This is a genomic window from Bizionia paragorgiae, from assembly GCF_900107625.1.
GTDB lineage: Bacteria > Bacteroidota > Bacteroidia > Flavobacteriales > Flavobacteriaceae > Bizionia > Bizionia paragorgiae.
On sequence record NZ_FNQK01000012.1, the window covers coordinates 86,989 to 97,608 of the forward strand.

Annotated in this window: 9 protein-coding genes; 2 read left to right on the plus strand and 7 right to left on the minus strand. The window is 33.9% G+C overall.

The genetic code is table 11. The annotated features are described in order from the left end of the window. The first annotated feature begins 60 nt into the window (after positions 1-60). Both BLV64_RS09985 and BLV64_RS09990 read left to right on the plus strand, forming a co-directional pair. The gene (locus BLV64_RS09985) at positions 61-762 is read left to right on the plus strand and encodes a porin family protein (RefSeq protein ID WP_092134767.1); all 702 of its coding nucleotides are present in this window, start codon (positions 61-63) and stop codon (positions 760-762) included. A 36-nt stretch (positions 763-798) separates the two neighbouring features. Next, entirely contained in the window at positions 799-1,596 is a 798-nt protein-coding gene (locus BLV64_RS09990; protein ID WP_092134770.1) for an EcsC family protein, read from the plus strand. Positions 1,597-1,657: 61 nt separating this feature from the next. Here BLV64_RS09990 and BLV64_RS09995 read toward each other — a convergent pair whose 3' ends face one another. From BLV64_RS09995 to BLV64_RS10025, 7 genes are all read right to left on the minus strand, one after another. Continuing rightward, positions 1,658-2,776 (minus strand): SH3 domain-containing protein, encoded by a 1,119-nt coding sequence (locus BLV64_RS09995; protein WP_092134772.1) that lies wholly within the window; start codon positions 2,774-2,776, stop codon positions 1,658-1,660. A 12-nt stretch (positions 2,777-2,788) separates the two neighbouring features. Continuing rightward, on the minus strand, positions 2,789-4,951 hold the full coding sequence (locus tag BLV64_RS10000; protein ID WP_092134775.1) for a glycoside hydrolase family 19 protein: 2,163 nt from the start codon (positions 4,949-4,951) through the stop codon (positions 2,789-2,791). A gap of 15 nt (positions 4,952-4,966) precedes the next feature. After that, a complete protein-coding gene (locus tag BLV64_RS10005; protein ID WP_092134778.1) occupies positions 4,967-5,431 on the minus strand; it encodes a DUF4280 domain-containing protein in 465 nt (154 codons plus the stop codon). Positions 5,432-5,435: 4 nt separating this feature from the next. Further along, the gene (locus BLV64_RS10010) at positions 5,436-6,503 is read right to left on the minus strand and encodes a LysM peptidoglycan-binding domain-containing protein (protein ID WP_092134781.1); all 1,068 of its coding nucleotides are present in this window, start codon (positions 6,501-6,503) and stop codon (positions 5,436-5,438) included. Positions 6,504-6,737: 234 nt separating this feature from the next. Further along, positions 6,738-7,151: a hypothetical protein gene (locus tag BLV64_RS10015; RefSeq protein WP_143034146.1), complete on the minus strand. Its 414-nt coding sequence runs from the start codon at positions 7,149-7,151 to the stop codon at positions 6,738-6,740. Positions 7,152-7,200: 49 nt separating this feature from the next. Then, on the minus strand, positions 7,201-8,145 hold the full coding sequence (locus tag BLV64_RS10020; protein WP_092134787.1) for a hypothetical protein: 945 nt from the start codon (positions 8,143-8,145) through the stop codon (positions 7,201-7,203). Positions 8,146-8,148: 3 nt separating this feature from the next. Further along, positions 8,149-9,960 (minus strand): type VI secretion system Vgr family protein, encoded by a 1,812-nt coding sequence (locus tag BLV64_RS10025; protein ID WP_092134790.1) that lies wholly within the window; start codon positions 9,958-9,960, stop codon positions 8,149-8,151. Positions 9,961-10,620: the final 660 nt, after the last annotated feature.

Genomic DNA, 10,620 nt, shown 5'->3' on the forward strand with positions numbered 1-10,620 from the left:
AGGCGTTTTGATCTATTCAAAACGCCTTTTCTTTTTAATTACTTTTGTATTTTTAAATTTATGAAACATCTTTATTCCTTAGCTCTTGTTTTTTTTATCGGACTTCAAGCTTATGCCCAAGAAGAAGCGTTTTTAAAAAAACAACCCTTAGATTCTTTATACAAGGAGGATCAGTTCTATGTTGGTGTGACTTATAACTTGTTAGGCAATCAGCCTTCAGGAGTAACACAGAGTGGCTTTTCTAGTGGTTTTCACTTTGGCTTTATAAAAGATATGCCAATTAATACTAAACGTAATATTGCCATTGGAGCAGGCTTAGGGGTTTCGATTAATTCTTTTAATCAAAACCTTTTTATTTCTGAAAATCCAAGAGGTCTTTCCTTTTCACTCTTAAACCGTGATGACACACGCTATACAAAGAATAGATTCTCTAACTATATGTTAGAATTACCCCTAGAATTTCGATGGAGGACTTCTACAGCGGAAGATTATAAATTTTGGCGGATTTATACTGGTGTGAAATTTGGTTATGTTTTTACCAATCAAATCAAATATAAGGGTGAACCGGAAGGGTTTAAAATTAACAATGCTAATGTTTTTGAATCCTTTCAATATGGATTAACCATGAGCGCAGGTTATAATACATGGAACTTTTATGTCTATTATGGTTTAACTCCAATTTTTAATTCTTCAGCTACTTTATACAGTGAATCTATTGATCTGAATGCGATTAAAATTGGATTGCTGTTTTATATCCTCTAAAATCCTGTGTTTTAATCATTAAGAATATAGTAACTTATGAATTCTAATCTTACCATCACAGAAGACCATGTTAAGGAATTGCTACGCGCTAAACAGCTTTTAGAAAATCCAGGCTTGGCCGCTAAAATTACTAACCTAATAGGTTCTCCTATAGAAAAAGGGATTGATAGTTTGCCAAAAAAATGGTCGGATAAATTAGGTAAAATAACAACCAATTCGTTGTTAAAAGCGACCAATGCTGCTGTTTTTACTATGAAAGACAAGTCGGTAAAGAAATCATCAAATGCCATGCATAAAACGGCTGTTGCTGTAAGCGGTGGTGTTGGAGGATTTTTTGGTTTAGCAGCTTTAGCCGTCGAACTCCCAATTTCCACTACTATTATGTTGCGTTCTATTGCTGATATATCTCGTGAACACGGAGAGTCCATTGATAGTATAGAAACAAAAATGGCGTGTTTGGAAGTGTTTGCCTTGGGAGGTACTTCTACCTCTGATGATGGAACAGAAACAGGATACTTTACCATAAGAGCTTTATTAGCTCAGTCCGTTACAGAAACTTCAAAATTTATAATAGAAAAAGGAGTGGTCGACGAAGGTGCTCCCGTTTTATTGCGGTTAATTACTAAGGTTGCCGAGCGTTTTTCTGTTCAAATATCCGAAAAAGTGGCAGGACAAGCCATTCCGTTTATTGGTGCCGCCGGTGGAGCAATCATCAATACTGTTTTTATGGATCATTTTCAGGATATGGCCAAAGGCCATTTTATAGTTCGAAAACTAGAGCGGCAGTATGGACAAGAGCTAGTTAAAGATTGCTATGATAGTATCAAACTATAGCTCAATACATTTTACCATTTTATTTCTAAGCTAGTGGTAGGCAGTTTAGATCTCTAGTTTGTTATTTAATAGTGACCTTAGTTTTATGGACATAACCGGTGTTGTTCTCTTTAGTCTTAACTAAAATCCAATCTCCAGAAAACTCTAAAATTTCGACGTATTCATCTTTTTTTACTTGTTGTATAATATCCGATTTCGAGTTTGATGCTGCTCTAAGATTAGTAAAGCCATCAGAATCTGTTACTAACGCTTTTTTTATGGTCGGTTGGTTTTCGTATAGGATAGTTACATACTCTTTTAATCGTTTTAGGTCATAAAAATGATTAGTCTCTAAGGTGTTTAAAAAGCTACTATTATTATTTAAAAAAGAATCTATAGCGCCTGTAATACCCGATTTAGCTAATTCATTTAGTAATATGGCGATAGATTTATCAGGATTAACATAAAGGTCTTTACTGCTCTCAATTTTAGTGATTATTTTAATTAAAGTGTAATATAAATCTTCATCTACAACCTCAGAAAATGACTCTATTTCTTGACCTTTATAGGTAACTTCTCTTATTTCATCCAGCATTTCTTTTCTTAAGACATATTTAGAGTCGCTAACCGCAAATAATAGATCTTCAACATCTGTTTTGTTGTTAAAATCAGTAGAGTCAAATACAAATTTTAGTACGTCTTTGTCTTTCGTGTATCCATAACTCGTAATCAATTGCTTTAACAGGTAAGGTTGATTTTGTTTAAGCCAATTAAAGGAGGATGAATCATTATACATTAAGTAGTTGTTATAGTTATACAGCAGTTCTCCGTTTATTTCTATGGCACCATCATATTCAACGTAGATGACATTTAGCTCTTTAATTGCTATTTCAGGAGTTAAACTATATTGCAAAACCACTATGTTGTTGCCATAAGCATCTAGGTCAAAATTGAAATAGTCCTTAATTTTATTTTTAAATAAGGTCGGGTCAGGGTAGTTGTAGTTATATAAATCTATTGCTGTTTTTATTTTTCCCACTTCACTCGCTATCAATGTGTCGAAGTTTATATTAAGTTCACCTTCATTAATTTGATTAAAAGGCGGGGTAAGGTTTTTTTCCATAACTGTATTTTCTTTGGTTTGCGAATTGCAATTTGTAAAAAGGACTATTGATAGTATTACTAAAATATATTTTATCATTCTTATTTATTTTTATAAAACCCCTGTCCATTTAGTAGTTCCGACTGCTGGATTTGGCCATTGACTTTCTGTTACTTTTCTTTCTTCTAAAATTAACCTTACCGGTTTATTGTCTTTAAGCGGTAAATCGTCTAAGTGATCTAATAAGGTATTGACTACTGATAAATCCCTACCTGTACAAGATGTTAAACAACCAATAGCATATAAGGGTCTGTATTGGTGAAATGCAATACCACTTCTTTTGCCATGAACACCATTAATAAGAGTGTCGACACCGTTATCACCAACATATAGTTTATAAAGTTGACCAGGGACACTAGGAATCAAATAGTACTCACCAGGAGGACATTCGTTAGCAAATCCGTATCTTTTACTACTGTGTTTACCATATTTCTTTTTTTCTCCATGTGCATCTCTAGCAAAATAAGTGGTGTGGTTTGCTTTTGGAAGATCGTTACTTTCTTTTAATTCTTTAAAGGTATTTAGAGTCATGTTTTTATATACTTTTGTTTCATAAACAACCGAGCCTTTCATTGTTTTAGCTCCTTGACCAGAAACAAGAACCACTGTTCCCATCTCATCAACAAGAGTTCCTGGATTACATTGGTTTACCTTGAGTACTTCAACTGCCTTTTTAAAAAAACGCTTTCTTTCATCCAGACCTTTTAGGGCCGGATTAATTTTACGTGTTACCTGAGTGACATCGTCATCACTCGCTCCTGTAGCAACAGCATTAATCCCGTTTTTTGTCCAATATGCCAAAGCCGATAATATGGCGTCTTTTCCACGGGTAGTTAGCAACTCTGGATTCGCTTCCCAGTTAACTTCAGTATCTCCATCTAGCTTCATTGTACTATTGAAATAAGCGGATAAAGACCTGTAGTTTGATCGCCATGTTATTTGTTTAAAACCTCTTCCTCTAAATTTCCAACCATCTCTAGACTCAAAATTACCATTTTCAAATCTATCTTTATAGGCCCAACTCGCAATAAGTATTTGTTTGTTCTCTGGAACGCTAGAATAGTTTGGTTGATTTCTCGATTTAACCTGCCGTCCCCATAATTTTGCCTTAGCTTTTCCTTCGGCAGTTTGAAATTTAGAAAAGGTGCTAATTAGTGCTTGCCAATAGTAATTAAAACCTTCTGCTAAGTCATAAAATTTACTCTCTTGTGATAGCTGTGCTAAAAAATGAGCTTTTTTGGTGCATGTATTTAAACCTGCTTTGTCTTTGTACTTGTTTAAATGGGTTAATGCCTCTTTAATTTTTGTGCTATCTTTAATTAAGCTCTTTCCTTGTCTATTTACACAGATTTTATTGATGTCTTCAAAAGTAAAATCACTTTCACATCTCGGACATGTGTTGTCTTTATCCTCTTCTTTTTCCTCCCCAATAGTAGTTGGGCTATTTTCATTTTCTGGTGGAGGATTATTATCAACACCTTGAACTTCTAAAGCTTCTTGTAATGCTTTCGTAATGGCGTAGTCTGAAGTATCACTAGACACGTCTAGTTGTTGCTTTGAATAATTTAGTAGGTTATTAGCCTTTACTAAAACATAATATTCGTGGGAGCTACCTTCTATCCATTCTGCGCCAGCTTGAACAGCCATGTTTAAACTTAAAAGTAGTTTAGTTTTAACAATGCCGCTTTTGTTTTCTACCGTAAGTTGTTGTTCCCAGAGCTTCGTGTTTACTTTATTGTCATGACCTTGATCAGAAATGGTGTCTCTTTCCCATAAACTTATAGTTAAGTCTTCACCAATCATATTTACTGTTTGTACAGCAATAATTATTTTCTGGCCATATTTGGCAGGAGTAGTGAATTTTTCACCTTGACTAGTATACATACTTATTCCTGTAATATTTGGTGGTCCATGGGTGGGTTTTATATGTATAGTTGAAGGGCCAGAGAGTTCAGGGTTAAATAAATACCCTTCTACTTTATAATCAGCATTAACAGCGCTCTCACCAAAAGTAAATGTTCCAACAGGCCCTGTTTTTGAAATTTTGGTGGAGGTGTATTGTCCAGAACTTCTTTTTTTAAATAATACCCAAGTAACATTGGCTTTTAAAGCATCAGGCGTCCCTGGATACCATTCGGTTACAGAATAACTTGCAGGCTGTCCAACTCTAGGAACGGCTGGGCCACTAATTTTTTTCACACCTTTTTTTGCCATAATTAAACTGTTTATTTAGTAAGCTTCGGGTTGATTTTTATCTAGAATGTCCTCTCTTTGGATTAAAGGATCGAGTTCTTCCTGAATGTCTTGATCTGCATTATCTACATTGCTTTTACTTATACTAGCGCTTTGACCATGTTGCAGGACTGTAATTTTCCCTCCTACCGAGCACATGAGTTCAGAATCTTCAACCACACATTTTTTTCCTAGGACTTTTACTTTGTCATATGTTTTTGTCCATTTTCCTGCTGGAGCATAGGCACATGGGTTTTTCCTGTTTAGCGAACATGCACCAAAAGGATTGGACGACGGTGTAAATTGTGTGTCGTCTTCGGTTACTGCTAAAAAATCTGCTGAATTTCCACTATCGTTCCAATAATGCTTGGTATGGCTTGCGACCTTAAAGCTTGGAAAGGAGGTGCCCTGGTTACACATGGCCTTACCTTTTTGTATTACAAAATGTTTACCAGTACTCATAGTGTTAGTTGTTTACAAGGTTTATAGTTACAGTTGTTTCTTTGCTTTTTATGGGCGTATAGTCCACTTTGTATAATGCGCTTATGTTTTTCGAAATACCACGCTCCATATTTATAGTGAAGGAGTTACTTAATACGCCTTCTATTTTTTTTAATTTCACAAAAAACGGATTGTTAACAGCGGACTCTGGGTCCAGGAGTTCTTTGTAGCTTCTCGGATCGTCTACGAAACCTTCTTGTGTTAAAATTATATCCTGATTTATCTTGTCCCTTTCACTATTCTGGGTAATTTTAAAATTGATATTATGTTTAAAAAATGTTGAATTGAATGTTGTTTCTATAGTTCTATTTGCTCTTTTATAAGGAATCAAAATTGTGTTTAAAACTAGGTCGTTCTTTAATACGTCTTCTAATTGATTTGATTTTAATAATTTATAATTAATAGTACTTATGTATTTCTCTGCATAATGCCCGGTAAAGAATTCATTAATGCTCGCTTTATTTTTTAACCACCGTTCTTTTATTTCTGATGTGTTTTGAATGCCAACGATTTCACTGTTTTTATTTACGAGGAGATGAATAGGGTAATAACTCTTAGAACACTGCAATGCTAGTTGTTGCATTTTTGTGGCAGGTTGTTTCTTATTAATTAAAAAATTAGTCTTGTCTATTTTTAAGATATTGAGGTTTTCATCATTTTCTAAAAACTGTAAATCAAGAGTGTAAGCTATAGCGTTCTTTGTTTTGGTGTCACCGGTACGATCCTCCTTTATAATTTCAATGGCATAAGACGCATTTAATGTCTGTAATTGCAGTCTGAAAGGGTGTGCATTCTCCTTTTCAATAGTTTCATTTTTGTTGTTTTTATTAATTAAATTGACAATCTGAGCGTCTGGAACATAAAGGACTTGTCCTTTAATAAGTTCTTCTGTTTTTAGATGTTCTATTTCTAGGCAAACTTTATTATGGAAAAGACGTAATTGTTTATAGTTATTTAATCCAATCCTTAGTGCTAGAGATTTAAGCGTGTCTCCAGATTTTACCTTATAGGATATGTAGTCTTTAGTTTGCATTATGATAATTTATTTATCCCTTTCGAAAGGTTTTCGTTTTATCTTTAAAAAAATTAACGGTTTTAATTTATGTTTTCAAGATCTTTCTTCTTTCTACTTAGTGTCATGGAGGATTGGTTTTAATAAGTGATCACGTGTCCTCGTTCGCTTTATAGTTTTTTAAATTAGGTGTAAAATGATATTTAGTTTTATTTATGGCGCTATTGGTTTAGTGTAATAAGCATTTATTAGGGATTAATATTTATTAAAAAAATAGCTTCTTTGTTTTGTAATAATGTCAGGATCCGTAATGCCTTCTTGTTTTAAATACGCTTCAAAGGGTATGAGTAAGGTTAAGTTTTTGGCATAACTATTTTTAATACCAACATTGCCATCTTTATCTTTTTCTAGAATTAAGGTGATGTCGTCTTTAGAGATATTTCTAATTATATTCTCAAAATTTAGAACGGCCACTTCTTTATCATTATAAGAAACATATATGTTATAGTACTCCGCTAAATCATTATTTACGGTAACTACTTGCTGTGTATTTAAATAAACTAAAGACCTTATACTTTGTTCTCCATGCTCTGAAGTTTTAATAACACATATTTTTGAATTATCGATTATAGCTTTGTTTCCTATAATTTTAAATTTATTTTCTTTCATTGTTTCACAGTTAATTAAAAAAATTAATAAAAAAAGCAACGCACTTTTTTTAGCGAAGGTTGTTAAAGATCCCCTGATGTGATGAGTTTTCCAGTGTTCCATTCTTATAAATATTTAAAGGATTTGCTTTAGGGTGTCCTGAAGATGCTAACATAGCGTCATCAAGGGTGTCTTTATTTGGTCTATAACTTATGGCTTTGGAGCCTTGTCCAGCATTTCCTGCTACTTGATAGGTGTTTGCGCGAGTATTCCAGCCAAAACCATTATCTCCAACACTTCTAGCAACACTTGTCACTCTAAAGTTTGGATAAAATGAAGGAAAAGAAGAGGTAGACTGACCCCAAACTTTAACATTTGAAAAATTTGAAAGTTTAGAGATATTCTTGGCAAAATTATTCCAATTAGCGCTTGTATTAGCAGTATTACAGCCGTAAAATACAAATTTGGAATCTGTAGACCATACCGCCTTAATTTTTTCCCATCCGCAGATATCCATTTGTCCGGAATACGATGGCAAAGGACAAATTTTGTTTTCTTTATTATAAGATATTGGTCCATCTCCACCAGAGTGGGAAAAGAAACCAATTTCCTTAATTTGTGCTTCTACTTTTGTAGTCGTATGTTTTTTTAGAATTAAACTTACCTGTTCAATAATCTCGTCAACACTTTGCAACGGAATGCAGAACGCTTGGTGAGTTTTATCGTCATACCATGGTTTTCTTTTTATATTTTTTAATCGCGTTTGTGCGGATTCAGAAATCATTAATCTCCCTTTGTGATTTTCATCTATAAAAAAGATTAAATACAGGTATTTTATACGTTTTATAGTTTTTAGATTATTGAAATCAGGATCTCCATAACTAACACCATTTTCAACGCCTATTTCATCAACAGTGTTATTAGCAGAAAAAGACAAATTGCTTTCTAGAGCATTAAAAACATGGTTGTTTTCGGTAATAGAGGTTATAGTACCATTTACAATTCTTTGTCGCATAGCTTAAAAATTATTTCCTTTTTCCCCGCTATTATTCTGAATTTGACCTTTTGCGTTTTTGGTAATATTTCCTTGATTACTTGTAATTTTAATTTCAGCAGCCGATTCTTCTCTGCCTTTAACAACTTCTGATGTTAAATCTCCTTGGATAAACTCCATTAAATTACCCATAACCATCATGTTTGCATTCATTCCTACAGTAGTAGACTTCATCATACCAGTACTTTCATTTGAGTTCATGCCTACAGACTCCGTTTTATTCATACCCACTGTAGTGGTCAAGTTTTCTTCCACATTAACAAGCATATTTTTACAATTAAAAGTCATCGTTTCAGGTGCTGTAATAGTAATGTTGCTGCCAGTAGTATCGAATTGAAGTATGTTACCGCTTTTATCGGTTAAAATAATGCTTTCATCCTCTGTAAATTTTAAAGTATGGCCGCTTCTAGTTTTAATAGCTTTTATATCATTATTAGCATTCTGAAAAGCACCTGCCTTGCCACCACCATTATATAAACTCCCCATAACGTAAGGGTGTTCGGCATTTCCGCCTTCGAAACCTATAAGTACTTCTTCATTAATTTCAGGAATAAAATGAAAGCCTTTATCGTCTCCCGCATGAGGTGTTACAATTCGAATCCACGGGGTCATTTCTCCAGTTATTCTCTGCCAAGGAAATTGAACACGAATGCGACCTAAACCGTCTGGATCTGCATTCTCCATCACTCTGGCAGTCTGACTTTCACTTTTAGGAAAGGCGTTAATATTGGTGTTCGGATACGCATCTAACTCTGCGGTTACGCCTTGGAATTGGTTTTCATAATCGCCATTTTCAGTATTAGTGTGGGTAATGCTTGTAATTCTATAACTAGCACCTTCTACTTTTACGATGTTTCCTAGTTTTACACCTGGGTTGTCACTAACACCGCTAAATACAACTTGCTGTATTTCTATAGCCTTTTTTTGTAGGGCTATACTCGTATCAAAGCGCTGTTTTGCATGAGCGTCATTATAGTGATTGTGCCAAATTTTAGTTTGGTTGTTAAAAATGGTACTTGCCTTTTTAGAAACAAAACCATTATAACCATTCGTAGTGGAATTTATATCTGTGGTAGCTTTTTCGTGAATATCGTTTAATAAGTAGTCATTTGCATAGTACTTATAATTTTGTGTCTGAGGAACAAGTTCTAGATGGTATTCTTTAAGATCAAATCCATAAGTTAATTCTAATGTGGTCGTTTCAGGTTTACCAAATATAAGTTGTGTGCCATTGTAGTAAAACCATTCTCCATATTGAGCGGCTAGCCGACTTGCATATGCATAGGCACTTTCATTGTGCTGAACAGAATAGTGTAGGGAATTAGCGTAATTTGGTTGTATACGTATTTCTAATTTTGATTTGTCGTAATCTTTAAAGGTTTGTGTTAAAATATCTGATAGTGACATGTCGATGAATGAAGCGTAATTAGGACCGTCATCTGCAATAACTGAAGGGCTTTTGGCCTTAATAACAACGCTGTCTCCCGAACCCGCTTCATGACCTTTTATAGTTTTTACTTGAGTGACTATACCTTTAAACTCTAAAGATTGGTAGCCATGATATGTGTCTAAAGAAGCGGTTTGTAAGGTGATAGTCTCACCCAGGAAATTTTTACTCGAGGCCCCCAATGTTTCCGATAAATCTTCGAGTACGTCCATTCTGCATACCAATTCCATAATGTGGTGTGCATCTAATTGTTGATGTAAGGTGAGACTTTTAAACGCGGAAATTTCTTGGCCACCAATATATATATCGGTTTTGCTTTGTAGTGCCATAGGTTTGGGGTATTTGGGTTACTTTTTTATTCCTTTCCCTTTTTTTTAGTCTAGGAATAAGTTTCAATTTACAGCATTTTTTTGAACCATAAAAGTTAAATTATTCGCATGCAGATTTCTCTAATGTTTTGGAAATAAAACATTTGATCGTTTGGTGTTTCTTTTGTTGTATTAATAAGGTGTGATTAATATACTTTGTTTTCACGGCTTGTTTTAGTTATATTTTTGTAGTTTTGTGAGAGTTATAATGTGTTGGTATATAGTCTGTTGTTTTTAATTTTAACATAAATTTACTTACATTGTGATCATTAAATTAAGCTCTTAAAATGAGTGTGTATTTAATACTATATTCTGATAATTAGTGATGCCCTCGGCAACTATAGGTTGTGTTCCCTAATTATTTCCATTGAAAAATAGAATTGATAATTCTAGCTGATTTATGTTTATTAGACGTTAATTTTAACCTCAAATAATAAACATATTACTCATGAAAACTTTAAAAATCACCTTCATCTCCCTTTTCTCAATCGGATTATTTACAGCTTTAGCTTCTACAGTAAGCGTAAGTCCAGAAACAACTTCAGAAACAGAAATTGTTCCAACGCAGATAGAATTAGCAACAACAACTCATAAAATAAGAGGAAGTGTTCCAACAAACGG

Bases quoted from the DNA above. Each gene is read 5' to 3' on its own strand.
- BLV64_RS09985 (WP_092134767.1), top strand. From the start codon at position 61: ATGAAACATCTTTATTCCTTAGCTCTTGTTTTTTTTATCGGACTTCAA.
- BLV64_RS09990 (WP_092134770.1), top strand. From the start codon at position 799: ATGAATTCTAATCTTACCATCACAGAAGACCATGTTAAGGAATTGCTA.
- BLV64_RS09995 (WP_092134772.1), bottom strand. From the start codon at position 2,776: ATGATAAAATATATTTTAGTAATACTATCAATAGTCCTTTTTACAAAT.
- BLV64_RS10000 (WP_092134775.1), bottom strand. From the start codon at position 4,951: ATGGCAAAAAAAGGTGTGAAAAAAATTAGTGGCCCAGCCGTTCCTAGA.
- BLV64_RS10005 (WP_092134778.1), bottom strand. From the start codon at position 5,431: ATGAGTACTGGTAAACATTTTGTAATACAAAAAGGTAAGGCCATGTGT.
- BLV64_RS10010 (WP_092134781.1), bottom strand. From the start codon at position 6,503: ATGCAAACTAAAGACTACATATCCTATAAGGTAAAATCTGGAGACACG.
- BLV64_RS10015 (WP_143034146.1), bottom strand. From the start codon at position 7,151: ATGAAAGAAAATAAATTTAAAATTATAGGAAACAAAGCTATAATCGAT.
- BLV64_RS10020 (WP_092134787.1), bottom strand. From the start codon at position 8,145: ATGCGACAAAGAATTGTAAATGGTACTATAACCTCTATTACCGAAAAC.
- BLV64_RS10025 (WP_092134790.1), bottom strand. From the start codon at position 9,960: ATGGCACTACAAAGCAAAACCGATATATATATTGGTGGCCAAGAAATT.